The organism is Streptomyces sp. NBC_00459, assembly GCF_036013955.1.
Classification (GTDB): domain Bacteria; phylum Actinomycetota; class Actinomycetes; order Streptomycetales; family Streptomycetaceae; genus Streptomyces.
In genome coordinates, this window is sequence record NZ_CP107903.1 from 608,743 (window position 1) to 631,911 (window position 23,169).

Annotated in this window: 24 protein-coding genes; 9 read left to right on the forward strand and 15 right to left on the reverse strand. The window is 70.3% G+C overall.

The genetic code is table 11. From position 1 onward, the window contains the following. Positions 1–3 precede the first annotated feature (3 nt). The gene (locus tag OHN74_RS02465) at positions 4–1,227 is read left to right on the forward strand and encodes a metal-dependent hydrolase family protein (protein ID WP_327692840.1); all 1,224 of its coding nucleotides are present in this window, start codon (positions 4–6) and stop codon (positions 1,225–1,227) included. A 97-nt stretch (positions 1,228–1,324) separates the two neighbouring features. Here OHN74_RS02465 and OHN74_RS02470 read toward each other — a convergent pair whose 3' ends face one another. From OHN74_RS02470 to OHN74_RS02495, 6 genes are read right to left on the reverse strand one after another with little or no spacing between them, the layout of a single operon-like run. After that, a complete protein-coding gene (locus tag OHN74_RS02470) occupies positions 1,325–2,116 on the reverse strand; it encodes an enoyl-CoA hydratase (RefSeq protein WP_327692841.1) in 792 nt (263 codons plus the stop codon). 29 nt (positions 2,117–2,145) lie between these two features. Beyond that, positions 2,146–3,294 (reverse strand): acyl-CoA dehydrogenase family protein, encoded by a 1,149-nt coding sequence (locus OHN74_RS02475; RefSeq protein ID WP_327692842.1) that lies wholly within the window; start codon positions 3,292–3,294, stop codon positions 2,146–2,148. Continuing rightward, entirely contained in the window at positions 3,291–4,142 is an 852-nt protein-coding gene (locus tag OHN74_RS02480) for an acyl-CoA dehydrogenase family protein (RefSeq protein ID WP_327692843.1), read from the reverse strand. The genes OHN74_RS02475 and OHN74_RS02480 overlap by 4 nt, the downstream gene beginning before the upstream one ends. Continuing rightward, positions 4,132–5,073, reverse strand: a complete 942-nt coding sequence (locus tag OHN74_RS02485; RefSeq protein WP_327692844.1) for an NADPH:quinone oxidoreductase family protein — start codon at positions 5,071–5,073, stop codon at positions 4,132–4,134. Before OHN74_RS02485 ends, OHN74_RS02480 begins: the two co-directional genes overlap by 11 nt. After that, the gene (locus OHN74_RS02490; protein WP_327692845.1) at positions 5,070–6,086 is read right to left on the reverse strand and encodes a phosphotransferase family protein; all 1,017 of its coding nucleotides are present in this window, start codon (positions 6,084–6,086) and stop codon (positions 5,070–5,072) included. Before OHN74_RS02490 ends, OHN74_RS02485 begins: the two co-directional genes overlap by 4 nt. Continuing rightward, positions 6,083–7,360 carry an acyl-CoA dehydrogenase family protein gene (locus tag OHN74_RS02495; RefSeq protein ID WP_327692846.1) on the reverse strand — a complete coding sequence of 426 codons (1,278 nt, stop codon included), beginning with the start codon at positions 7,358–7,360 and terminating at the stop codon, positions 6,083–6,085. The genes OHN74_RS02490 and OHN74_RS02495 overlap by 4 nt, the downstream gene beginning before the upstream one ends. Before the next feature lie 175 nt (positions 7,361–7,535). Here OHN74_RS02495 and OHN74_RS02500 point away from each other — a divergent pair, with 175 nt between their 5' ends. Then, positions 7,536–8,186, forward strand: a complete 651-nt coding sequence (locus OHN74_RS02500; protein WP_327692847.1) for a TetR/AcrR family transcriptional regulator — start codon at positions 7,536–7,538, stop codon at positions 8,184–8,186. Positions 8,187–8,279: 93 nt separating this feature from the next. Here OHN74_RS02500 and OHN74_RS02505 read toward each other — a convergent pair whose 3' ends face one another. Beyond that, complete coding sequence (locus OHN74_RS02505; RefSeq protein ID WP_327692848.1) at positions 8,280–9,605, reverse strand: aldehyde dehydrogenase family protein; 1,326 nt, start codon at positions 9,603–9,605, stop codon at positions 8,280–8,282. Between the two features lie 177 nt (positions 9,606–9,782). Beyond that, entirely contained in the window at positions 9,783–10,136 is a 354-nt protein-coding gene (locus OHN74_RS02510; RefSeq protein WP_327699952.1) for a YciI family protein, read from the reverse strand. 98 nt (positions 10,137–10,234) lie between these two features. Between OHN74_RS02510 and OHN74_RS02515 the strand changes: the two genes are divergently transcribed. Next, positions 10,235–11,281, forward strand: a complete 1,047-nt coding sequence (locus tag OHN74_RS02515) for an acyl-CoA dehydrogenase family protein (protein ID WP_327692849.1) — start codon at positions 10,235–10,237, stop codon at positions 11,279–11,281. A gap of 100 nt (positions 11,282–11,381) precedes the next feature. Here OHN74_RS02515 and OHN74_RS02520 read toward each other — a convergent pair whose 3' ends face one another. From OHN74_RS02520 to OHN74_RS42815, 5 genes are all read right to left on the reverse strand, one after another. Continuing rightward, the gene (locus OHN74_RS02520) at positions 11,382–12,527 is read right to left on the reverse strand and encodes an LLM class flavin-dependent oxidoreductase (RefSeq protein ID WP_327692850.1); all 1,146 of its coding nucleotides are present in this window, start codon (positions 12,525–12,527) and stop codon (positions 11,382–11,384) included. A 45-nt stretch (positions 12,528–12,572) separates the two neighbouring features. Then, complete coding sequence (locus OHN74_RS02525; protein ID WP_327692851.1) at positions 12,573–13,757, reverse strand: SfnB family sulfur acquisition oxidoreductase; 1,185 nt, start codon at positions 13,755–13,757, stop codon at positions 12,573–12,575. Between the two features lie 5 nt (positions 13,758–13,762). After that, positions 13,763–14,317, reverse strand: coding sequence for an NADPH-dependent FMN reductase (gene ssuE, locus OHN74_RS02530; RefSeq protein ID WP_327692852.1), 555 nt, complete (start codon positions 14,315–14,317; stop codon positions 13,763–13,765). A 79-nt stretch (positions 14,318–14,396) separates the two neighbouring features. Continuing rightward, a complete protein-coding gene (gene sfnG / locus OHN74_RS02535; protein WP_327692853.1) occupies positions 14,397–15,518 on the reverse strand; it encodes a dimethylsulfone monooxygenase SfnG in 1,122 nt (373 codons plus the stop codon). A gap of 116 nt (positions 15,519–15,634) precedes the next feature. Next, positions 15,635–15,718, reverse strand: a complete 84-nt coding sequence (locus OHN74_RS42815) for a putative leader peptide (protein WP_351532065.1) — start codon at positions 15,716–15,718, stop codon at positions 15,635–15,637. Positions 15,719–15,855: 137 nt separating this feature from the next. Here OHN74_RS42815 and OHN74_RS02540 point away from each other — a divergent pair, with 137 nt between their 5' ends. From OHN74_RS02540 to OHN74_RS02555, 4 genes are all read left to right on the forward strand, one after another. Then, positions 15,856–16,782, forward strand: a complete 927-nt coding sequence (locus OHN74_RS02540) for a LysR family transcriptional regulator (protein WP_327692854.1) — start codon at positions 15,856–15,858, stop codon at positions 16,780–16,782. A 115-nt stretch (positions 16,783–16,897) separates the two neighbouring features. Further along, on the forward strand, positions 16,898–17,338 hold the full coding sequence (locus OHN74_RS02545; RefSeq protein WP_327692855.1) for an SPW repeat protein: 441 nt from the start codon (positions 16,898–16,900) through the stop codon (positions 17,336–17,338). 125 nt (positions 17,339–17,463) lie between these two features. Next, the gene (locus tag OHN74_RS02550; RefSeq protein WP_327692856.1) at positions 17,464–17,748 is read left to right on the forward strand and encodes a GlsB/YeaQ/YmgE family stress response membrane protein; all 285 of its coding nucleotides are present in this window, start codon (positions 17,464–17,466) and stop codon (positions 17,746–17,748) included. Between the two features lie 191 nt (positions 17,749–17,939). After that, positions 17,940–18,821, forward strand: coding sequence for a GNAT family N-acetyltransferase (locus tag OHN74_RS02555; protein ID WP_327692857.1), 882 nt, complete (start codon positions 17,940–17,942; stop codon positions 18,819–18,821). A 34-nt stretch (positions 18,822–18,855) separates the two neighbouring features. Here the strand turns inward: OHN74_RS02555 and OHN74_RS02560 are convergent, their stop codons facing one another. Continuing rightward, positions 18,856–19,638: a GNAT family N-acetyltransferase gene (locus OHN74_RS02560; protein ID WP_327692858.1), complete on the reverse strand. Its 783-nt coding sequence runs from the start codon at positions 19,636–19,638 to the stop codon at positions 18,856–18,858. A 192-nt stretch (positions 19,639–19,830) separates the two neighbouring features. Here OHN74_RS02560 and OHN74_RS02565 point away from each other — a divergent pair, with 192 nt between their 5' ends. Then, the gene (locus OHN74_RS02565; RefSeq protein WP_327692859.1) at positions 19,831–20,322 is read left to right on the forward strand and encodes a nucleoside deaminase; all 492 of its coding nucleotides are present in this window, start codon (positions 19,831–19,833) and stop codon (positions 20,320–20,322) included. A 19-nt stretch (positions 20,323–20,341) separates the two neighbouring features. Here the strand turns inward: OHN74_RS02565 and OHN74_RS02570 are convergent, their stop codons facing one another. Then, positions 20,342–21,235, reverse strand: a complete 894-nt coding sequence (locus OHN74_RS02570; RefSeq protein WP_327692860.1) for a GNAT family N-acetyltransferase — start codon at positions 21,233–21,235, stop codon at positions 20,342–20,344. A 192-nt stretch (positions 21,236–21,427) separates the two neighbouring features. On the opposite strand from OHN74_RS02570, the gene OHN74_RS02575 reads away from it, so the two are divergent. After that, a complete protein-coding gene (locus tag OHN74_RS02575; RefSeq protein ID WP_327692861.1) occupies positions 21,428–23,032 on the forward strand; it encodes an alpha/beta hydrolase in 1,605 nt (534 codons plus the stop codon). The last annotated feature ends 137 nt before the right edge of the window (positions 23,033–23,169 follow it).

Here is a 23,169-nt window from a genome sequence, read left to right on the forward strand (position 1 = left end):
GCCGTGGTCACGCTCAAAGCGACGCGTGTACTGCACGTCGAGACCGGGGAGTTCGAGGAACCGGGCCTCGTCCAGGTGGACGGCGAACGCATCGCGCGAGTCGGCGCCGATGCCGATACCGGGGGTGACGTACTGGATCTCGGAGACGTCACCCTGCTGCCCGGTCTGATGGACATGGAGGTCAACCTCCTCATGGGCGGCCGGGGCGAGACCCCGGTCCTGTCGATGGTCCAGGACGATCCGCCGCTGCGCATGCTGCGGGCCGTGGGCAACGCCCGACGCACCCTGCGGTCCGGCTTCACCACGGTCAGGAACCTCGGACTGTTCGTGAAGACCGGCGGCTATCTGCTGGACGTCGCCCTCGCCAGGGCCGTCGACGCGGGCTGGATCGAGGGGCCGCGGATCATCCCCGCGGGGCACGCCATCACCCCGACCGGCGGCCATCTGGACCCGAGCGTGTTCGGCGCGCTGGCCCCCGGCATCATGCCGCTCTCCGTGGAGGAGGGCGTCGCCAACGGGGTCGACGAGGTGCGCAGGGCCGTGCGGTACCAGATCAAGCACGGGGCGCGGCTCATCAAGGTCTGCGCGTCCGGGGGTGTCATGTCCCACACGGGCACCCCCGGCGCGCAGCACTACTCCGACGCGGAACTGCGGGCCGTCGTCGACGAGGCCCACCGGCGCGGGCTGAAGGTGGCCGCACACACCCACGGGGCCGAGGCGGTGCGCTCGGCGGTGGAGGCGGGCATCGACTGCATCGAGCACGGCTTTCTGCTGGACGACGAGACCATCGCGCTGATGGCGGCGCGCGGCACCTTCCTCGTGCCGACCACCGCGCTGATCGACGGTATGGACGTGTCCCGGGCTGCGCCCGAACTGCGCGCCAAGGCCGCCGAGGTGTTCCCGCACGCCCGGTCCGTCGTCGCCAGGGCCGCGAAGGCCGGAGTCCGTATCGCGGTGGGCACGGACGCGCCGGCGATCCCGCACGGGCGCGGCGCCCAGGAGATGGTCGCGCTCGTCGAGCGGGGCATGGAACCGCTGGAGGTGCTGCGGGCCGCGACGGTCAACGCGGCCGAGCTGATCGACGCGGACGACCGCGGACGCGTCGCCGAGGGCATGCTCGCCGACCTGATCGCCGTACCCGGCAACCCACTCGATGACATGTCGGTGCTGGCCGACGTGCGGTTCGTGATGAAGGGGGGCAAGGTCTTCCGCCACGAGCCGCGGTAGGTGACACCAGGCCACGTGGACAGGGCCGCTCAGCGGGGTATCGCCCACCCCCGCCGAGCGGCCCGCTCCCGTGTCGGCCGCCGCAACCCCCGGCCGTCTACTGGCCCTTGATGTGCTCCTTCATGCCCTCCAGCCGGGTCAGCACCGGATACCCGCTCACGCTCAGCGCGTTCCCGTGTCCCGTCTCATGGATGTCGAACACCGACTGGACGGCCGCGTAGAAACCCTGCACGTCCAGGCTCTGGTTGACGGCCCGCTTGGCCTGGCGCAGCCCGAAGGGCGGCATCCGGGCGATACGGTCGGCCAGGTCCATGGTCGCCGCGTCGAGTTCGTCGAGCGGGACCACCTGGTTGACCATGCCGACCCTCTCCGCCTCGGCCGCCGTGACAGCCCTCCCGGTGAAGAGGATCTCCTTGGCCTTGCGAGCGCCCAACTCCCAGGTGTGCCCGTGGTATTCGACGCCCCCGATGCCCATGTGGACGACGGGGTCGGAGAATTCGGCGTTCTCGGCGGCCACGATGAGATCGCAGGGCCAGCAGAGCATGAGTCCGCCCGCGATGCACTTGCCCTGCACGGCGGCGATCGACGGCTTGGGTATGTTGCGCCAGCGCAGGGTGTATTCGAGGTACCGGCGGCTCTCCGCGTTGTAGATCCACTCCAGGGTGATCTCCTTCGGGCCCGGCCAGCGGTCCTTCAGGTCGTGCCCGGCGGAGAAGTGCCGCCCGTTGCCGCGCAGCACGACGACGCGTACGTCCTCGTCGGCCGCCGCCCGGCTCCACGCGTCGTCCAGAGCGTCGAGGAGCGACATCGTCTGGGCGTTGGCCACCTCGGGCCGGTTGAGCGTGATGACCGCGATCCGGTCCTTGACCTCGTACAGAATCTGGTCCATCGGGGTGCTCCCTCTATCGGTCCCGGCGGCTATCTGGGCAGGCCGAGGATGCGCTCGGCGATGATGTTGCGCTGGATCTCGGAGGTGCCGCCGGCGATGGTCCCGCCGAAGCTGCGTGCGTACCGTTCGAACCAACTGGCGGAGAACACCTCCATGTTCATGTGGAAGTGCGGGGCCGTCGGCACGGGGTGGCGCAGGGCGTCGGTGCCGTGCGCCTCCAAGGCGCGCAGGGTGGCGTTCTGCACAGCCTCCGAGCCGAACAGCTTGAGCACGGAGACCTCGGCCGGGTTCCGGTCGGTGCCGAGCTGGCGGTAGCCCAGCAGCTTCAGAGCCTGGAAGTCCATGAGGAGCGTGGCGTACCACTCCTCGTCGCTCGGCGCGTCCCGGATCAGGTCCTCCAGCCGCTCCGCGTAGCTCAGCCACAGCAGGGTCCGCTCATGCCCGAGCGAGCCGTTCGCCACCTTCCAGCCCTCGTTCAGCGGGCCGATCAGGTTCTCCCGGGGCACCCGGACATCGGTGAAGAACACCTCGTTGAAGTCGAAGTCGTCGGGGTCGGCGATGGACCCGAAGGGCCTCCTGACCACGCCCTCCGTGCCGGTGGGGACGATCAGCACGCTGATCCCCTTGTGCTTGGGCGCGTCCGGATCGGTGCGGACGAACGTCAGCAGCACGTCCGCGTCGTGCGCCCCGGAGGTCCACACCTTCTGCCCGTTGACGACGAAGTGGTCGCCCTCCAGGGCCGCGCGGGTACGCAGCCCGGCGAGGTCGGACCCGGCGCCCGGCTCGCTCATCCCGAGGGCGGCCGTCAGCTCCGCGCGCAGAATGGGAGCCGCCCACCGCGCCTTCTGGTCCTCGGTGCCGAAGCTGAGTATCGAGGCGGCGATGATCCCCACGCCCTGCGGATTGAAGCTGTGGTAGATCCGGCGCCGGGACATCTCCTCGGCATGGGCGAGCAGTTGGGGCAGGGTGGCGTTGCGTCCGCCGTACTCGGGCGGGTTGCCGGGCACCAGCCAGCCCGCGTCGAACAGCTTCCGCTGCCATGTCCGCGCCCAGGGAGGCACATCCGCGCTCGACTTCGCGCGGGGTACGGCCTCCTCGGCGGTGGGCAGGTTGGCGTCGAGGAAGGCGGCGAACTCGGCCCGGAACTCCTCGATCCCGGGGTCGGCGGCGAGTCTCATACCAGCAGCGCCTTCCTGTGCACGGCCGCCGTCCCCAGCAGCAGGTCACCGGCCTTGGCCCTTTTCAGATGGATCTGGAGTTCGTTCTCCCAGGTGTAGCCCATCGCGCCGAACAGCTGGAACCCGCTCTGGAAGCAGAGCCGTTGACACTCCCCCGCCGCCGCCTTGGCCATTGCGGCGGCCCTCGCCCGTCCCTGGTCGGCCTCGGCGATGGTGAGGGCGGAGTAGAGGGCGAGCGCCCGGGCCCGTTCGATCGCGACGTACATGTCGGCGGCCTTGTGCTTGACCGCCTGGAAGGACCCGATGGGCACCCCGAACTGCTGCCGCTGTCTCACATGCGCGACCACCAGGTCGAGGATGCGCCGACAGCTGCCGACGATGGAGATCGCCAACCCCGTCAACGCCAACTCCGGTACCCCGGCCACAAGGTCGTATCGGTCGACCCGGGCAACATGGAGGGTCGGGTCGAAGACGGCGATCCGTTCGGCGCGTACGTCGGCACCGCTGCGGACGACCACGCCGTCCCGGGTGAGCAGGGCGATCTCGTCCGCCCGGTCCGCGTCGAGGACGAACCCCCCGACGCCGTCGAAGACCGCCGTCCCCGAACCGATCGGCAGTCGTCCGGCCAACGGCGCGAACCAGGTGGCCGTGGCCAGGAAGGGCGTCGGATCAGCGGCGTACCCCAACTCCTCCAGAATGATCGCCAGTTCCACCGGAGGTGCCTCCAGCCACCCCAACTCCAGGTAGGTGGCCCAGAGTTGCTCCTCGGGCAGCGCCCGCGACCTGGCCACCGTCTCGCGGACCATGCGCTGCAGCAGTCGCTGGTCCTCGTCGAATTCAAACTCCACGGGCGACCTCCAGAAGAACCTTGCCGATGGCACCGCGGCCCACACGCAGCGCGGCACCCACCTCGTCGAGCGGGTGGACGGCATGGATACGGGGGTGAACGGCCCCCTCGGCGAACAGCCGGTGCAGTTCGATGCGGGCGGCTGCGAGCCTCTCCCGGTCGTGCCGCGCCCAGCCGCCGAAGTCGAAGCCATGGATCGTGACGCCCTTGAGCATCGCCAGGTTCAGCGGAATGCTCGGGATCTCGCCGCTCGCGAACCCGACACTGACGAACCGGCCGCCCCAGCGCATCCCGCGCAGCGCCTGTTCGGAGTGCGGCCCACCGACCGGGTCGACGACGACATCGGCGCCGCCCGCCTCCTGCAGCGCCCGTTTCAGGTGCTCGTACGGCAGGACGGTGTGGGCGCCCAGTTCGGCGCAGACGGCGCGTTTCTCCTCGCTCGACGCGACGGCGATCACCTCGGCGCCCAGCAGCAGGGCGAGTTCGACCGCGGCGAGGCCGACCGCCCCGGCGGCGCCGAGCACCGTGACCCGCTCACCCTCGCGCACGTCGGCGACGAGGCGCAGCGCGTTGAAGGCCGTGGCGTGGGAGACACCGAAGGCCGCAGCGCCTTCCATGGGCACGGCGGCCGGGATGCGGTGGAGGCTGGCGGCCGACACGGCGACGCGTTCGGCGAAGGCGCCGATGAAGGCGGAGCCGAAGACCCGGTCGCCGACGCGGAAGCCGTGCCCGTCCCGGGCGACCGTCCCGGAGAACTCGCTCCCGGGGATGAAGGGCACCTCGGCCTTCACCTGGTAGGTGCCCTCGATCACCAGCACGTCGGCGAAGTTGACCGCCGCGAAGTGCACGTCGACGGGCACCTCGCCCCGCGGTTCGGGGACCTCCTCGACGACCGGCGGTCCACCGAGGGTGTGACAGCGGGCGGCCCTCATAGCCGCGTCGTCGCGGCCAGTTCGGCGGCCTGGGCTGCCATCGTCAGGACCGTGTCACCGTAGAAGGCCATCTTCGGGTTGCCGCCCTCGCCCTTGACGTGCCGGGCGTAGCCGCCTTCGAGGACGATGGCCATCTTGAAGCGGGCCAGCACCACGTAGTAGTCGATCTCGCTCACGTCCCGGCCGCTGACCTTGGCGTAGTGCTCCAGAAGGTCGGCCCGGTCGGGCATGCCCTCGTAGCTGACGTACCCCTTCTGCGTACGGTCCTCGTCGGCATCGGGCCAGCCCATGATCACCCAGGCGAGGTCCAGGAGCGGGTCGCCGACAGTGGCCATCTCGAAGTCGACGAGGGCGGCGAGGCGGGCGGGGGCGCCGTGCCGGAACATGACGTTGGCGAACTGGTAGTCGCCGTGGATGATGCCCGGGGTCCAGTGGCTGGGCCGGTGCGCGCGCAGCCAGGCGGCGGCGGTGTCGAGTCCGGGTATCTCGCGGAACGCGAACTTCGCCAAGTGGGCCTGCCAGCGGTCCACTTGACGGTCGTGGAAGCCGTCGGGCCGACCGAAGCCCTCCAACCCCTGTGCCCGCCAGTCGACGTTGCCGAGCCGGGCGATGCCCTCCACCAACTCGTAGGCCAGGCCGGGGCGCAGGGCGAGGTCGCTCTTGAAGGGCTCGGGCCAGCCGCCCTCGACGTTCATCGGCGACCAGCCGTCGACATGGCCCATGAGGTAGAAGCAGGACCCGATGACGTCGGTGTCCTCGCACACCGCGACGGCCTCCGGATGCGGAACGTCAGTCCCGCCCAGGGCGTTCAGCACCCGGAACTCGCGCAGCATCGTCTCGTTGCGGCCCGGCGGGACCTTCTCGGGCGGCTTGCGCAGGACCAACCGGCGGTCCCCGCGCCGGATTTCGTAGATGTCGTTGGAGGTGCCCCCGGAGATGAGGGAGACCTCGACGGGTTCGCCTGGGGCGATGTCCTGGCCGTCCAGCCAGCGGGCGAGCGACTCTGTGTTCACAGGTTCTCCAGCTGCTTGCGGGCCCACTCCCGGCGTGCGGGCAGATGCTGGGTGGGCCAGAGTCCGGGGGTGGCCTCGTAGCCGCGCAGAAGGTCACGGGCCACGGTGATCTTGTGGACCTCCGTGGGTCCGTCGACGACGGCCATGACGGCGGCGCCGGTCCACATGTCGGCGAAGGGCATCTCGTTCGAGACGCCCAGGGCGCCGTGCAGATGCATCGAGCGGTAGACGACGTCGTGCAGCACCTTCGGCGTCAGGAACTTGATCGTGGCGATGTCCTTGCGGACCCGCTTGTAGTCGTTGTACTGATCGATCTGCCACGCCGTGTAGAGGACCATCAGGCGGAACTGGGTCAACTGCGCGTAGGAATCGGCAAGATCGGCCTGCACCAGCTGCTTGTCCGCGAGCCGGCCGCCCTGGGTCTCGCGCGACAGCGCGCGCTCGGCCATCATGTCCAGCGCCCGTCGGCACTGCCCCACGACCCGCATCGCATGGTGGACGCGTCCGCCGCCCAGCCGGGTCTGCGCGATGGCGAACGCCTGGCCCTCCCCGCCGAGCAGCGCGTCGCCGGGGACGCGGACCCCGTCGTAGGCGATCAGCGCGTGCATGCCGTCCTCCGGGCCCTCGCCCAGCAGCCCGACGTTGCGTTCCATCCGGATGCCGGGGGTGTCGCTCGGCACCAGGAACATCGACATGCCCTTGTACGGGCTGACGTCCGGGTCCGTCACCGCCATCACGATGACGAACTTCGAGGTTCGGGCGTTGGAGGAGAAGTACTTGCGGCCGGTGATGACCCAGTTGTCGCCGTCGCGCACCGCCCGCGTGGTGAACATCGTCGGGTCGGCGCCGGCCTGCGGCTCGGTCATCGAGAAGCAGGAGAAGCACTCACCTTCGAGCAGCGGCTGGAGATAGCGCTCCTTCTGTTCCTCGGTGCCGTAGCGGGCGATGATCTCCGCGTTGCCGGTGTCCGGAGCCGCCGTGCCGAAGATGACGGGTGCCCAGCTCGACGCACCGAGGATCTCGTTGATGAGGGCGAGTCTGACCTGTCCGAAGCCTCGTCCGCCGAGTTCGGGGCCGAGATGCGGGGCCCACAGCCCCTGGTCGCGGACCTGTTGCTTGAGCGCCCGGACGATCGGGCCGGTCTCGTCGTCGAGGGGATGGTAGGCCCGGTCGGGGTGGAGGAGGTCCAGTGGGTCCACGCGCTCGGCGCGGAACCTCCTGATCCACTCCAGCTTCTCCTCGAACTCGGGCTCGGTGGAAAAGTCCCATGCCATGTCAGACGACCCTCGTTTCGACAGCTCGATGCCGCGCGGGCACTGCTCCGGACGTCCGCGACGCGGCTGAGAATATCATTCTCACTCCACGCAAGTAAGGGTCTCTAAAGTTGCGGTGCGTGATTCGGTAGGGAGCTTCGGTTGATTACCGCTGAAGTGCAGTATCGTTCTACGCGTGACCGCCATCCCCGAAGAGCCCGCCTGGCGCCAGCGCGCCGTAGAGCGATCCACCCGCGCCGCGAAACAGCGCGCCGAGCAGCGCGTCCAGCGCTTCCTGGACGCCGCACAGGAACTCATCGCGGAGAAGGGGACGACCGACTTCACCGTCCAGGAGGTCGTCGACCGCTCGAAGCAGTCGCTGCGCAGCTTCTACCAGCACTTCGACGGCAAGCACGAGCTGCTGCTCGCCCTGTTCGAGGACGCCCTCTCCACATCGGCGATCGAGATCCGCGAGGCCACGTCGGGTGCGGGCGAGCCACTGTCCCGGCTGCGTATCGCCGTGGAGCTACTGTTCGAGCAGTCGCTGCCCAACCCGGGTGTCCAGCGCCCTCTGTTCAGCGACTTCGCGCTGCAACTGCTGGTCAAGCATCCGGCTCAGGTGGCCACAGCGCACCTGCCCCTGCTCAACCTGTTCACCGAGCTGCTGGAGCAGGCCGCCGAGGCAGGCAGCGTCCACGCGGACAAGCCGCGCAGGCTGGCGGCGCTCCTCATGCAGACCGTCATGTTCTCCGCCCAGGCCAACGGTGTCCCCTCGGACAGCCACGCCCATCCGGTGACCGCCGACGAGGTGTGGCAGTTCTGCCTCGGCGGCATCTCCGGCGCCTGAGCCACGCCGCACCCACCAGACACAGATCGCCCGCGTTGCCGAGAACAACATTCTCGGCAACGCGGGCGATCGGCGTTCCGGCCCGGTGGGGCCTCAGCTCAGCGGCTTCGCCAGCACCGCCTTGCGGTGGCTGAACGTCTCGATCGAGTAGCGGCCGTGATAGCTGCCCATCCCGCTCTCCCCCACCCCGCCGAACGGCAGGTCGGAGACGGTGAGATGGGCGAGCGGCAGGCCGTAGCCGACGGCACCGGAGGACGTCTCGGCGGCGATCCGCTCCCTGGTCGTGCCGGACTCGGTGAACACGTACAGCGCGAGCGGCTTGTCGCGGTCGTTGATGAAGCCGATCGCGTCGTCCAGTCCGGGCACGGTGACGATCGGCAGGATCGGGCCGAAGATCTCCTCCCGCATCACGGGCGAGGCGGGGTCGACGTCGGCGAGGACGGTCGGCGCGATGTACTTCGTCGTACGGTCCTTGACTCCGCCGGTGACGACCCGGCCCGAGTCGAGCAGGCCGCCGAGGCGGTCGAAGTGGCGTTCGTTGACGATCCGGCCGTACTCGGTGGAGGTGGCCGGGTCCGCGCCGAACAGGTTCTCGACGGCCTTGGCGAGGGCGGGCTCCAGCGCGGCGGCGGTGTCCGGGTCGGTCAGGACGTAGTCGGGGGCGACACAGGTCTGCCCGGCGTTGAGGAACTTGCCCCGGACCAGTCGGTCGGCGACGACGTCCACATCGATGCCGGTGTCGACGAACGCCGGGGACTTGCCGCCGAGTTCGAGGGCGACCGGGGTGAGGTGCTCGGCGGCGGCGCGCATCACGATCCGGCCGACGGTGCCGTTGCCGGTGTAGAAGATGTGGTCGAAGCGCTCGGCCAGCAGGGCCGTGGTCTCCGGGATGCCTCCCTCGACGACGGCGACCGCGTCCGTGTCCAGGTACTGGGGCAGCAGCCGGGCCACGACGTCGGAGGTGGCGGGGGCCAGCTCGCTCGGCTTGATCACCACCGCGTTGCCGGCGGCGATCGCGCCGACGACCGGGGTCAGCAGGAGCTGGACCGGATAGTTCCAGGGCGCGATGACCAGGGCGACGCCCAGCGGGTCGTACTGCGTCCAGGCCGTGGCGTCGGCGCCGAGGCGCTCGGGGACCGGCGCGGCCTCGGGGCGCAGCCAGCCGTCGAGGTGGTCGAGGGTGTGGTCGATCTCCCGGATCGTGAAGTCGATCTCCGTGCGGTAAGCCTCGGTCGAGCTCTTGCCGAGGTCCGCGTGGAGTGCGGCTGCCACGTCCTTGCCGTGCTCCGTGAGCAGTGCGCGCAGCCGGCCGAGTTGGGCCTTGCGCCACTCGACGGGCTTGGTGCGGCCCGTGCGGAAGGTGGCACGCAGGCGCGCCACGATGTCGGCCGGCTGCTCGGGGGACGTGGGGTGGTTCACGATGCCTCGCTCACGGTGTTCTGATGCGGTGGTCTCCGGCACGGAAGGCCGGCTCGATGCTCTCGACTCACATGCCAACCTTTCACGCGGCAGAATATATTCCACATACACGAAGATGACTTTGAGTAACTGATTGTCGCTGTACGTTTCAGATCCGGGCGGTGATCAGGCCGTGCGTCAGTCGTCGACCTGACCGAGGAAGGGCCGGACCTCGACCGGCATGGTGGTCGCCAGGGCGGCCTTGCGGCCCCACTCCAGAGCGACGTCGAGATCGGGTGCCATCAGGAGGCAGATCCCGCCGAGAAACTCCTTGTTCTCCGCGTAGGGCCCTACGGTCTCCTCGATCTCGCCTCCCATGGGCCACAGCACGGTCGCGGCGTCCGGGCGGTGCAGTCCGCCCGCGAAGACCCACGCTCCGGCCTCACGCAACTCGTCGTGAAAGGCACTCAGTCTGTGGTTGATCTCCACCATGGCCTCCGGTGCGGACGGTTCACCGACCGGCTTCATGGCGCTGAGCAGGTAGTACTTCATCACGTCCTCCTGGGCATCACGGCTCTGCCCCATCTCCTACACGAAGGGAACACCTCTGGGGAGGCACAACGCACCGCGACACCGGGAGAATCTTGTCCATGACCGCCATCGCGCACCCGCTCGTCACCGTCGCCCGTCGGCTCGCCGCCGACGTCCTGGCCCCGCAGGCGGCCCGGGTCGACCAGGAAGGCGTGCCCGCGAGCAGCATCAAGGCCATCAAGCGGTCGGGGCTCCTCGGGGTGAGCGCACCGAAGGAGTACGGGGGCGCGAACGCGCCGGCCTCGGTGGCCCGGGAGGTCGCCGAGGTCCTGGCCGGGGCCTGCTGCTCGACCTGGTTCGTGCAGACACAGCACCACACCCCGGTGAAACTGCTGACGGAGTCCCAGCTCCCGGTACGGGAACGCCTGCTGGGTCCGCTGTCGACGGGCGCGCTGCTGTCTGGGATCGCGTACGCGCACCTGCGCTCCTTCCCTCACGTCCCCGTGCGGGTCGGGTACGAGCGGGGCGGCTGGCGCTTCGACGGGACGGTGCCCTGGTACACGGGCTGGGGGCTGAACGACGTCATGCTGCTCGCGGGGCTGTCCGACACGGACGAGGTGGTGTTCGCCTTCGCCGACGCGCGCGAACAGTCGGGGCTGCGCGCCTCGCCGCCCATGCGCCTGGCGGCACTCACGGCCGCCCGGACCGTCTCCCTGGAGCTCAAGGGCCTGCGGCTGCCGGAGGAGGCGGTCGTCCTGCGCACCCCGCGCGAGAAGTTCGCCCTCGTCGACCTGCCCCGGGCCGCGAACACGAACCCGGCGGTGTTCGGAGTGGCGTACGCGGCCCTCGATCTCCTCGCCGCCCACCCGGACGCCACGGCGACCGCGCGCTCACTGCGCACCCGCCTCGACGCCGTACGCCGCAACGCGTACGCACTCGCGGACCACCGCCGGCCCCAGGAGCACATCGCGGACCGGCTGGCGCTCAAGACCCGGGCGTACGACCTGATGCGCACGGCGACGACCGCGGCGATCGTCGCCGGGGGCGGCCGGTCGCTGGACCTGAACAGCCCGGCCCAACGTCTGGCCCGCGAAGGCCTGTTCCTACTGGTACAGGCCCAGACGACGGACATACGCGGCGCACACCTCGCCTCACTGGCCGACTAGCCCCTGAAAGGCTCGCGGAGCGCGCTTTCAGGGGCGCGGGGAACTGCGCGACCAGCCCCCGCGGGCCCGCAGCATGCGAACTGCCGATCTCGCGGAGCGCCTAGCTCGCGAACGGCACCTGTGCCGCCGGGGCGGCGGCCGACGCGAACGGATGCCGCCACAGCCCCCGCGCGGCCAGCCTCGGCAGCACCCCCTCGCCGAACCAGTACGCCTCCTCCAGATGCGGATAGCCGGAGAGGACGAACTCGTCGATGCCCAGGGCGTGGTACTCGGCGATACGGTCGGCGACCTCGTCGTGGCTGCCGACGAGCGCGGTGCCGGCGCCGCCGCGCACCAGGCCGATACCGGCCCAGAGGTTGGGGTGGATCTCCAGCCCGTCCCGGTTGCCGCCGCCGTGCAGGGCGAGCATCCGCTGCTGCCCCTCCGACTCGCTGCGGGCGAGGCCGGCCTGGATGTCCCGTACGGTCCCCGGGTCGAAGCCCGCGAGGATCCGGTCCGCCTCCGCCCACGCCGCCTCGGCGGTGTCGCGGGTGATGACGTGCAGCCGGATGCCGAACCGCAGGGTGCGCCCCTGCCTGGCGGCCAGCCCTCTGACCCAGGCGATCTTCTCGGCGACCTGTGCGGGCGGTTCGCCCCAGGTGAGGTACACGTCGACGTACCGGGCGGCGACCTCACCGGCGATGGGTGAGGAGCCCCCGAAGTAGACCTCGGGGACCGGATCGGGCACCCGGGCCAGCTTCGCGTCCTCGACGCGGAGGTGTTCGCCGGTCAGGTCGACCGTCTTGCCCTCCCACAACTCCCTTACGACTTCGAGGAATTCGCCGGTACGACGATAACGGGCGTCCTTGTCGAGAAAGTCGCCGTAGGCCTTCTGCTCATGGCTCTCGCCGCCCGTGACCACGTTGAGGAGGAGCCGTCCGCCGGTCTGGCGCTGGAAGGTGGACGCCATCTGCGCGGCGAGGGTCGGGGAGACGAAGCCGGGGCGGAAGGCGACCAGGAACTTCAGTCGCTCGGTGTGCTGGCTGACCATCGCGGTGGTCAGCCAGGCGTCCTCGCACCAGGCACCGGTGGGGGTGAGCGCGCCGACGAAGCCCAGGTCCTCGGCGGCGCGGGCGATCTGACTCAGATAGGCGACCGTCGGCGGCCGGTTCTGTCCGAAGGCGGTGGCCGGGGTGCCGTGGCCGCCGCCGACGACATGGCGGCTGTCGCCGTTTGTGGGGAGGAACCAGTGGAAGGTGAGGGACACCGAAGATCTCCGATCGGGAACGTCGCGTACGTGGCGCAGGTCGCGTTACAGCAGTCCGTGCCGGGGCGGTCTTGTGCCGTTCAGCACGTAGCGGCCGATGTGCTGGATCTTCCAGCGGGCCGGGTCGTGCAGGGTGTGGGTGCGGGCGTCCCGCCAATGCCGGTGCAGGTTCAGGGAGTTGAGGGCCGAGCGGGTTCCGGCGACCTCGAAGAGGGCCCCGGTGATCTCCACGGCGGTGGTCGTCGCGTGCGCCTTCGCGACGGCCACCGCGATGGACGCCTCGGCCGCCGAGTCGTCGGTGAGGTCGGCGCCGGCCGCGTCCACGGCACGGGCCGCCTCGCGCAGCAGCGCCTCGGACGCCCGTAGCTGGACGGCGAGTTCACCGAACCGCTGGATCAGCAGCGGGTCGTCGGCGGCGGTCTCGGCGCCGCTCTCGAACCAGGGCCGGCTCTTGCTCCGGACGAACTCCGCGGCCTCGGCGAGCGCGCCCCCGGCGATACCCACGTCGATGGCGGTGTGCAGCAACTGCGCTACGGCGCCGTGGAGTTGCGGCCCCTGGAAGGTGAGGTGGTGCGGGAGGACCCGGTCGGCCGGGACGGGGACCGCGTCGAGCCGGACGGTGCCACTGGCCGTCGTGCGCTGGCCCATGCCGTCCCAGTCGTCCACGACCGTGAGGCCGGGCGCGTCGTGCGGGACGTACGCCACGTGCAGGTTGTCGTCCTCGGCGCGGGCGAGGACCGGGACCCAGTGGGCGAACAGAGCGCCGGTGGAGTAGTGCTTCACGCCGGTCAGCGTGAACGAGCCGTCGGGCCGCCGGTCCAGGCGGGTCCGGATGTCCTGGACGTGTTTGGTGCCCGCCTCCGACTGGGCGTTGCCGAACCGACGCCCCGCGAGGATCTCCCCGAAGAAGAACTCCCTTTGTTCCGCAGTTCCCTGACGGCGGATCACATTGACGTACACGAAGTGGTTCTGCGGGATCTGGGCGAGGCTGGCGTCGGCCGAGGCGAGCAGCCGGAAGATCTCGGCCAGGGTCTCCTGGCGCACGTCCGCTCCCCCGTACTCGGCGGGCACGGTGACCGCGAGCAGTCCCGAGGCCGAGAGGCGGTCCAACTCCGCTCGTGGGAGACGACGTTCGGCGTCCCGCGCGGCGGCCCCGGTGCGGAACTCGTCCGCCAGGGCCGCCGCCACGGTCAGGGCCTCCACGTCGTCGGCGACGACTTTCGCGGTCATGGGAGTCAGACCGCCGCGGCGAGGAGCGGGGAGCGGCCGAGCGCTGCCGAGAACTGGTCCAGGACCTGGGTGAGGGCCTCGGCGGTGGCCGGGGCGACCGCGATGGAGCCGTCCTCGTGTGCGGTGATGTCCTTGTCGAGGGTGAACCATCCCTGGACGATGTGGGCGGCGCCCATGGAGTTGAGGACCGGCCGCAGCGCGTAGTCGATGGCCAGGACGTGGGCGGTGCTGCCTCCGGTGGCCAGCGGCAGCACGGTCTTGCCGGTGAGGGCGTACTGCGGGAGCAGGTCGAGGAGCGCCTTGAGGACACCGGAGTAGGACGCCTTGTAGACCGGGGTGCCGACGACGACACCGTCGGCGCGTGCGAACAGCTCGGTGGCCTCGACGATCGCCGGGTGCCGGAAGTCGGCCCCGAGCAGGGCCTCGGCGGGGATCGTGCGTACGTCGAGCGGGATCACCTCGTGTCCCTGGGCGGCCAGGCGGGTGTCCAGGTGGCGCAGGAGCTTTCCGGTGCGGGAGGAGACGGAGGGGCTGCCGGAGACGGACAGGATGGTGGCCATGGGGTCCTCTTTCGGGAGGCTTGCCGGGGTTCCGGGGAGCCTGTGGGGTGGCAGGCGTCCCGGGCGAGCGGGACGGGCGTCAGGCGTGGACCGCTACGGACTCGGGCTCGTTCTGCGGGAGTTGGGCCTCGAGTTCACGGACCAGGGGCAGGACCCTACGGCCGAAGTACTCGACGTCCTCGTGGTAGTGGAGGAAGCCGAGGAGGAGCAGGTCGACGCCGAGCCTCTTGTAGGCGACGATCCGCTCGGCGATCTGTTCCGGGGTGCCGATGAGCCCCGTACGGAAGCCGTCGTTGTACTGGACGAGGTCCTCGAAGGTGGAGTCCTGCCACATGCCCTTGCCGTCGGCGGCGGACTGTCCGGCCTGCTTGACGGCGGCGCCGAACCCCTCGACGGCCTCCCGGTCGGCGTTGGCGACGATCTCGCGGAGCGTCTCGCGGGCCTCGGCCTCGGTGTCACGGGCGATCAGGAAGCCGTTGAGGCCGAACTTCGGTGCGCGGCGGCCGACCTGGGCCGCCGATGCCCGTACGTCGGCGATCTGCTCGACGACTCCGTCGAAGTCCTTGCCGTTGGAGAAGTACCAGTCGGAGACCCGGCCCGCCATGGCGCGGGCGGCGGTCGAGTTGCCGCCCTGGAAGATCTCGGGGTGCGGGCGTTCGGGGGTGTTGAGGGGCTTGGGCTTGAGGGAGAAGTCGCGCAACCGGTAAAAGTCACCGGCGAGTTCGGTGTGGTCCTCGGTCCAGATCTGACGGAGGGCCTGGATGAACTCCTCGGAGCGGCGGTAGCGCTCGTCGTGCTCCAGCCAGGGCTCGCCGAGCGCGGTGAACTCGCCCTTGAACCAGCCGCTGACGACGTTCACGGCGAAGCGGCCGTTCGACAGGTGGTCGGCGGTGGCGCCGAGTTTGGCGAGGACACCGGGGTGCCAGAGGCCGGGGTGGACGGCGGCGATGACCTTCAGACGCTGGGTGGCGAGGAGCAGGGCGAGGCTGAAGCTGGTCGACTCGTGCTGGAACTCGGCGCCGTAGCTGGCCATGTAGCGGACCTGGCTGAGCGCGTACTCGAAGCCGTTGTTCTCGGCGAGAACGGCGAGTTCGCGGTTGTATTCGTATCCCCAGTCGGTGCGCTGCTCGATCCGGCTGGTGACGAGTCCGCCACTGACGTTGGGGACCCAGTAGGCGAATTTCACGGGCTCTGCGGACATGCGGAACTCCTGTTGCGGAATGCGTTTTCGGGCACGCCAATTCCCGTCCGGAGCGAAGTCCGGCAATTTCCAGGCGGTTGCGGAAACGGAACGGGCGCGGCGGATCGGGACGAGGATCAGGCCGCGGAGCAACAGGAGGCGCTGGAGACGCGCGCGAGGTCGACGTGGCGTCGCCGCGTGAGGTCCAGTCGCATCTTCATGTCGTCGATCGTGACAGTCACCGAAGACGGCAGTCAAGGAAAACCCGACCGGTCTCGTATCGCGGACCACCTGATTTCACGAAGGCGTGACAGGGAAACCCTTGAACCGCTCCCTCGGACGCCCGCATTCTGCTGCGGTGCGTATTGAACAGCTGGAATACATCGCGGCGGTCACCCGGCTCGGTTCACTGCGCCGGGCGGCGGAGGAACTCCGCCTGTCGCAGCCCGCGTTGAGCGAGACCGTGCGCAATCTGGAGCGGGAACTCGGGGTCGACCTGCTGGAGCGGAAACGGTCCGGGGCGACGATGAGCGCGGAGGGCCAGGAACTGCTGCCGCACATCATCGACGTCCTCGACGCGGTGGACCGGCTGCGAGGCGCCGCGGGCGAACAGCACCGCATCAGCCGTATGGTGCGCGTCGGCACGGTGAACGCGGCGACCGTGCCGCTGCTCATCCCCGCCGTACGGGAGTTCCGCGCGACGCACGAGCTGACACAGGTGGAGGTGGTGGACGTACAGCAGGCGGAGATCCACCGGGGGCTCACCGAGGGCGGTTTCGACCTCGGACTGGTGAACCAGCTGGAGGGCGACGACGTCCCCGCCGGCTTTGAGAGCACCGAACTGCTGCGCGGACGGCCCGTGGTGTGCGTACGTCCGGACAGTCCCCTCGCGGCCCGGGCGGCGGTGTCGGTGGCCGATCTGCTCGCCGGGCCGCTGATCGCGATGCGCTCCGGTTACGTCATGCACCGCTATCTGCACCGGCTGCTGGAGGGCCACGGCGCGGCCTTCGCGTACTCCACGGACGGCGCCGAGATGGGCAAGCTGATGGTCGCGGAAGGGCTCGGGGCGACGGTGCTGCCCGACTTCAGCGTGATCGGCGACCCACTGGAACGGCACGGCATCCTCACCTACCGGCCGATCGCGGAGGACGACACCACCCAGGTGCTGCTGACCCTCCAGCGCCGCCGCGCGGAGTCCGTACCCCTGGCCGCGCGCGATCTGCACGAGGTGTTCGTGCGAAGAGCCGGGGAGCTGGGCGGAACACTCACCGTGCAGGGTGGATGACACAGAATCACCGCACTGCACATAAGGGATGAATAAGAGCACAATGTGAGTAAGCGGCGTTCACCGCATACCGCAACAGAAGCGGTCGGGCCTGCACAGTCGAAGGAGACGAGTCATGGCCAATGTCTCGCACACCAGAGGCGACATCCACAGTCACCCTGATGTATCCGAAATGCGGGCACGGTACGCCCGTATGCTCGGCGGTCGCGATGTGGCGCTCGTGGACGGACCGGTGTTCCTCGTCGGTCTGTACTGCGCGGCATCCCCGTGGATCCTCCACTACACGACAAGCCAGCCCCCGCTCGTGACCCACAACCTGATCATGGGCATCGCGATCGGTCTGCTGGCCCTCGGGTTCACCAACACTCCGGAACGCATGTACGGCCTCAGCGGGGCCCTGTGCGCGATGGGCATCTGGATGATCGTCTCGCCGTGGATCGTCGGCGACAGTCCGGACGCGGGTGTCGTGCTGAACAACGTCATCATCGGCGCCCTGGCCCTGTTCCTGGGGCTGTTGAGTGCGGGCGCGACAGCGAGAAGTGCTCCCAGGGCGTAGGTGGGCACAGACGGAAGCGGCCCGGTCCCTGCCAGGGACCGGGCCCGCTCGCCTCTCAGCGGACTGTCCCGGGCCACAGCGGGCAGGAGACAGGAGGTAGCCAATACCGGCGAAGTGGGGCGGAAATGACGATCTCGAGCATCATCGGTGCCATCATCATCGGCACTGTCATCGGCATCCTGGGTCGGCTCGTCATCCCGGGGCGCCAGCGCATCGGAATCCTCTGGACGATCGTCGTCGGCATCGCGGCCGCGCTCCTCGGATCGGCGATCGCCGCCGGGTTCGACGTGTCGGACACGGACGGAATCGACTGGGTCGAGTGGCTCATCCAGATCGGGCTCGCCGGCCTCGGCGTGGCCGCGCTGGACCGGGCGAAGGCGCCGCGCCGCGCACACAGCAGGCGGCGGTGAGAACGATAGGCATCGGGAGCGACCGGCGCTCACCGGACCGGCGCCGGGCAGTCGTCCGAGACGTCGAAACTCCGTTGCGGGCAGCGAACGACCGGGGCTAGCTTCGGCGGGCCCACCGCACCGTGCCGACGACCGGCGCGGTGCGGCCGTCGTACTGCCCGTACGGCCCCACTCACCGTCACGGAGACCTCTTGCCCCCGCGCATCACCGCACTCACCGATCCCGAACCCGGCGCTTCGAGCCGACGGCTCGCCTGGCTGGCGGCGGATCCGGGCGGTGTACCCCTCGGCTCCGCCTTCCTGCGTCTGTTCACCAGGGAGGGCCAGGAACATCTCGCCGAGCTGGAGATCGCGGTCCACCGCTCCGAACGCCGGCAAGGGGTCGGCACCCGGCTCCTGGAGGCCGCCGTCATCGCGGCCCGGAGTGACGGACGACGGTCGGTCGTGGCACAGGCCGAGGAGGGCTCCCCCGGCGACCGATTCCTGGCGGACCGGGGTTTTCGCCGGGTGCTGACACTGACGTACGCCCGTCTGGTGCTCGCCGACGCCGACCTCACGGAGATCTCCCGCCTCGCCGAACTCCCGCACCCCGGCTATCTGTTGACGACCTGGGAGGGCGCCGTGCCGCCCGAGCTGGCACAGAGCTACGCCGACTCGCACCGCGCCATGGACGACATGCCGATGGAGGACACCGACTACGGCACGGTCGTCTGGGACGTCGACCGAGTCCTGGCGGCGGCCGAGGCCGTCGCCGGGCGCGGGGACCTGCTGCACACCGTGGCCGCGCTGGATACGACGGACGGATCGGTCGTCGGCTTCTCCGAGCTGGTGGTGCCGGGCGACGGACAGGGAGACGGGCAGCACTACGGTACGGCGGTACTGCCCGAGCACCGCGGACACGGCCTCGGCCGCTGGATGAAGGCCGAGTCGATCCGCCGGGCCCGTCGGCGCCACCCCGGGCTCACCGGGCTGCTCACCGACACCGCGACCGGCAACGCGCCGATGCTCGGCATCAACGACGAGCTGGGATACGCGCCCACGCACAGGGCGGTGGAGTACCAGCTCGGGCTGTGAGACCGGCGCCGCCCGGCGACCCGGCCGCCACGGGTCAGGACTCGTACTCGTACACGTACGGAGTCGTGGTGGTGAGCGGTTCGAAGCCGAGGCGTTCCAGGACGGGCCTGCTCTGGTGGGAGGCGTCGACCTGGAGGTAGCGGTAGCCGCGCTTCACGGCGTCGCGGGCACGGTGGGCGACCAGGGACCGGTAGATGCCCCGGCCCCGCCAGCCCTCGACGGTGCCGCCGCCCCACAGCCCGGCGAACCGGGTACCGGGTACGAGTTCCATGCGAGCCGCGCTCACCGGCTCCTCGCCGGCCAGCGCCACGACGGCGGTGACCGAGTCCGGGTCGTCGGTGAGCCGGGCGAGCAGCTGGCGCCGCAGCCGGGAGCTGTCGGTACCGAAGGCCTTCTCGTGCACGTCCGCCACGAGGTCGACGCCGGCCTGGTCGGTCACGGGAACGAGGCGGATGCCCTCGGGCGGATCGGTGTCGAAGGTCAGACCGGAGACCTCACCGATCATCAGCGTCTCCTCCGGTTCGGGCGTGAATCCCGCCGTCCGCAGCCGTTGCCCCAGGTCGATGGGGAGGTCGTGGCCGTAGAGCTTCCATTCGAATGTCTGCCTGAGGTCGCCGTAGTAGCGGATCTGCTCGGCGATCGCCTCGTCGGCGCGCACGGCGTCGAGGTCGGACCAGACGACGCCGTTCCACCCCTGGGCGTCGGCGACCTGGCGCACCACCCCTCCCACCCGTTCGATCCGGGCGCCTGGCCCGTCAGGCTGGGCTCCTTCGCGCATGTCCCGGTCGTAAAGGGCGAGCACTCCTACATGATCCATGCCGTTACTCCAGCATCCCCATGCGGCAAGCGCAACGGTATTGGCGCCCGCAATGCGTCACCTTTCGATCATTCGCGGATGCGAAGCCCGATTCGACGTCGCCACGGTGTCGTCCGGCTCCTGTCCTGCCTCCCCGGCCGTACGGAAGTACCCTGCACCCTGACACCGCACCACGAGGAGGCCCGGTCAGCCATGGTGAAGGACGACGAACTGCCCCACCTGCGCCGCTGCGTGGAACTGGCCGCCGAGGCGCTCGCGGCCGGGGACGAGCCGTTCGGATCCGTGCTGGTGGGCGGGGAGGGCGCGGTGCTGGCGGAGGACCACAACCGGGTGGCCTCCGGTGACCGCACACGCCACCCGGAGTTCGAGCTGGCCCGCTGGTCCGCCGCCCATCTGACACCGGAGCAGCGCGCGGCAGCCACCGTCTACACCTCCGGCGAGCACTGCCCGATGTGCGCCGCCGCGCACGCCTGGGTGGGCCTCGGACGGATCGTGTATGTGGCCTCGTCCGAGCAACTGGCCATCTGGCTGGGCGAGTTGGGTGTCCCCGCACCCCCGGTCCGGACACTGCCGGTCAACGAGATCGCGCCCGGCGTGACCGTAGAGGGACCGGTGCCGGAACTGTCCGCCCAAGTACGCGACCTGCACCGCCGGTTCCACACCGCCGCACCCCGACAGGGCTGAGCCCCACCGGAGTTCGCCACTACCCGAGTTCGAGCGTGGTCACCCCGAAGATCCGCTCCTGCGCGAACTCCCGCACGGGGCCCGTGTACATGCGTGCCGTCTCGAAGGACGGCGTGAAGCCCACCTCCTCCACCATCGCGACGGCAGCCGCGTTCGGCTCGGGGATGTCGATCGCGACCTCCGTCCCGGCCACGTCGGCCGTCAGCGCGGCGAACAGTGCGCGAGCGTCGTCGGCGGTGTCGGCGAACAGCGGGCCGATCCGCGACGCGTCCCGGCCGGGGCGGACGACCCCGTAACCGGTGACGGCACGGCCGGCGGGTCCGTGCCCACCGGCACTTTCCCGCACCAGGGCCCGATGACCGGGAGCCGTCAGCCAGTACTCCAGGAAGCGGGGCCGGTCGGCCGGGTTGCAGAGCGCGTCGTACGCCGTGATCGCCGCCAGGTCCTCCCGCCGTACGGGACGCACCCGGGCTGGGGTGTCGGCGGCGGGAGCGGTTCCGGTGAACCGGACGGTTCGGTGGGCGGGCTCGAAGCCTGAGCGGCGGTAGTTGTCCTGCTGGGCGACGACTCCGTCGAGGCCGACGGTACGACCTCCGGCGTGGGCCAGCGCGGTCTTCCAGGTGAAGATCCCGTAGCCGCGCCCGCGCAGATCGGGACGGACGAGATAGAAACCCAGAAAGGCGTAAGCGTCACCGTAGTTGACGACCGAGACCGCCGAGACCGGCTCCCCGCCGACCCTGCCGATGAAGAAGCCCTGGGGGTCCTGGGCGAAGAAGCCGGCGGTGTCCGACAGCCCAGGGTTCCAGCCCTCGTCGGCCGCCCATCCGGTGACCACCGGCCAGTCATCGGGCCTGGCCCGGGTGACGACAAGGTCTTCGTGAGCCGGGAGGAGGGGGCCGGCGGAAGAGGTCATGGATGTACTCCGTTCCGTTCAGTGGGGGGATCTCGGCCCCATCCGACCATGGATCCGGAAGGGGCCGCGACCACCCGGCACCGCGGCCCGCACGCGGGGCCCACACGCCAAGAGGCGAGGCTCTGTGAGCCCGCATATCGTGTTCGAGGGCGCCGTCCCGGTCCGCAGCCGGGCCCGCCCCTGGAGGCACTCATGCGGTCCGCGCACCGACGCCGGGCGCTCGCCTCGGCCGCGACCCTCGCCCTGCTGGGGACGGGTGCGCCGACGGTGGCCACGGCGGACGACGACCCCGGCCTGTCCCGCTTCTACCACCAGAAGATCAAGTGGTCGGCCTGCGCCGACGAGACGGCGATGGACGACGTGCCTACGGACGACCTCCAGTGCGGCAAGGTCACCGTCCCGCTCGACTACGCCGAACCCGGCGGCGACACACTCGACCTGGCGATGGCCCGCTACCGGGCGACGGGTGGGTCCCGGGGTTCCGTGCTGCTGAACTTCGGCGGGCCCGGCGGCGCGGGCGTCAGTCAACTCGCCTACGAAGGCAAGGACTTCATGGGTCTGACGAACGGCTACGACGTCGTCACCTTCGACCCGCGCGGCGTGGGCAGATCCTCTCCCGTCAGCTGTGGCGAAGGCACGGACACGGACGCCGAGGTGACCGGCGGCGAGACCGGGGCCGATCCGCGTGCCGTCCTCCGGCAACTGCGCAGGGCCGCCCAGGCCTGTGTACGGCACTCCGGGCCCGTTCTGCGCCACATCGGCACCGTCGACGTCTCCCGCGACCTCGACGTGATGCGTCAGGCCCTCGGCGACAAGAAGCTCAACTACCTCGGATTCTCCTACGGGACCCGTCTCGGCGCGGTCTACGCCGCCCAGTTCCCCAAGAAGGTGGGCCGGTTCGTCCTCGACGGCGTCGACACCCTCACCGAATCGCTCGCCGAGCAGGGTCTCGCGGGCGCTGCCGGGCAGCAGACCGCCCTGGATGGCTTCCTCAGCTGGTGCGTTGCGGACATCGCCTGCCCGTTCGGGCAGGACGCCCGCATCGCCCGCCGACGGGTCGTCGACCTGGTCGCCTCACTCGACCAGGACCCGGTGCCGACCGGCTACGGCGACCGCTTCTCCGGCCAGGACCTGGTGGGCGCCATCGGCCAGGGGCTCTACAGCAAGCGGATGTGGTCGCCCCTGGAGCGGGCTCTCGCCGCGCTGGTCGAGGACGGGGACGCGCGAGGAGTCATGGCGTTCGGCGGCTCGGGCACCGCCGTCCCCGCCCTGCCGAGGCGGAGCCTCGTACCGCGGAGCAGCCCGTCCCCGGACTCCGACGGCCACCTCGTCGACGAGGTGGAGGTGCCCATCGACAACCTCCCCGCCGCGCTGATGGCGGTCAACTGCGCGGACGACCCCGACCGGCCCACCGCGGCCCGGATCACCAAGGATTTCGCCGCCCTGCGGGCCGCGTACGAGAAGGCCTCCCCGGTGTTCGGCCACTACCGCCTCACCGAGGTCCTGACGTGTTACGGCCGCCCGAGGGGCACGGACTTCATCCGTACGCGGGTACGGGACGTCGACACGCCGAAGATGCTTCTGGTGGGCACGCGCGGCGACCCGGCCACGCCGTACCGCTGGACCACGGAGACGGCCGAGCGGCTGGGCTCGTCGGCCGTCGTCCTCGACAACAAGGGCGAGGGCCACACCGGGTACGCGTCCTCGAAGTGCGTGCACCGGACGGTCGACGCGTTCCTGCTGTACGGCTCCCTCCCGCCCGACGGCAGTTCCTGCGCCGCGGACGACGCGGGCTGAGGCCGCCTGCGATGCCGGGCGGAACCGGTCGCACTCCCCCGCTCCCGCTCGCTCCGACCACTCCGAATGCCTGACGTCCGAATCAGCCCTGTGGTGCACATATGGCGCACGCCCTCGGCCCTGCCACGCTGCTCGTC

What these genes read in the sequence shown, in the direction of transcription:
- OHN74_RS02560 (WP_327692858.1), bottom strand. Translation starts at nt 19,638, where the DNA reads ATGGATCATGTAGGAGTGCTCGCCCTTTACGACCGGGACATGCGCGAA.
- OHN74_RS02485 (WP_327692844.1), bottom strand. Translation starts at nt 5,073, where the DNA reads ATGAGGGCCGCCCGCTGTCACACCCTCGGTGGACCGCCGGTCGTCGAG.
- OHN74_RS02510 (WP_327699952.1), bottom strand. Translation starts at nt 10,136, where the DNA reads ATGAAGTACTACCTGCTCAGCGCCATGAAGCCGGTCGGTGAACCGTCC.
- OHN74_RS42815 (WP_351532065.1), bottom strand. Translation starts at nt 15,718, where the DNA reads ATGAAGATGCGACTGGACCTCACGCGGCGACGCCACGTCGACCTCGCG.
- OHN74_RS02575 (WP_327692861.1), top strand. Translation starts at nt 21,428, where the DNA reads ATGCGGTCCGCGCACCGACGCCGGGCGCTCGCCTCGGCCGCGACCCTC.
- OHN74_RS02470 (WP_327692841.1), bottom strand. Translation starts at nt 2,116, where the DNA reads ATGGACCAGATTCTGTACGAGGTCAAGGACCGGATCGCGGTCATCACG.
- OHN74_RS02525 (WP_327692851.1), bottom strand. Translation starts at nt 13,757, where the DNA reads ATGACCGCGAAAGTCGTCGCCGACGACGTGGAGGCCCTGACCGTGGCG.
- OHN74_RS02550 (WP_327692856.1), top strand. Translation starts at nt 17,464, where the DNA reads ATGACGATCTCGAGCATCATCGGTGCCATCATCATCGGCACTGTCATC.
- OHN74_RS02545 (WP_327692855.1), top strand. Translation starts at nt 16,898, where the DNA reads ATGGCCAATGTCTCGCACACCAGAGGCGACATCCACAGTCACCCTGAT.
- OHN74_RS02565 (WP_327692859.1), top strand. Translation starts at nt 19,831, where the DNA reads ATGGTGAAGGACGACGAACTGCCCCACCTGCGCCGCTGCGTGGAACTG.
- OHN74_RS02495 (WP_327692846.1), bottom strand. Translation starts at nt 7,360, where the DNA reads ATGGCATGGGACTTTTCCACCGAGCCCGAGTTCGAGGAGAAGCTGGAG.
- OHN74_RS02475 (WP_327692842.1), bottom strand. Translation starts at nt 3,294, where the DNA reads ATGAGACTCGCCGCCGACCCCGGGATCGAGGAGTTCCGGGCCGAGTTC.
- sfnG (WP_327692853.1), bottom strand. Translation starts at nt 15,518, where the DNA reads ATGTCCGCAGAGCCCGTGAAATTCGCCTACTGGGTCCCCAACGTCAGT.
- OHN74_RS02570 (WP_327692860.1), bottom strand. Translation starts at nt 21,235, where the DNA reads ATGACCTCTTCCGCCGGCCCCCTCCTCCCGGCTCACGAAGACCTTGTC.
- OHN74_RS02515 (WP_327692849.1), top strand. Translation starts at nt 10,235, where the DNA reads ATGACCGCCATCGCGCACCCGCTCGTCACCGTCGCCCGTCGGCTCGCC.
- ssuE (WP_327692852.1), bottom strand. Translation starts at nt 14,317, where the DNA reads ATGGCCACCATCCTGTCCGTCTCCGGCAGCCCCTCCGTCTCCTCCCGC.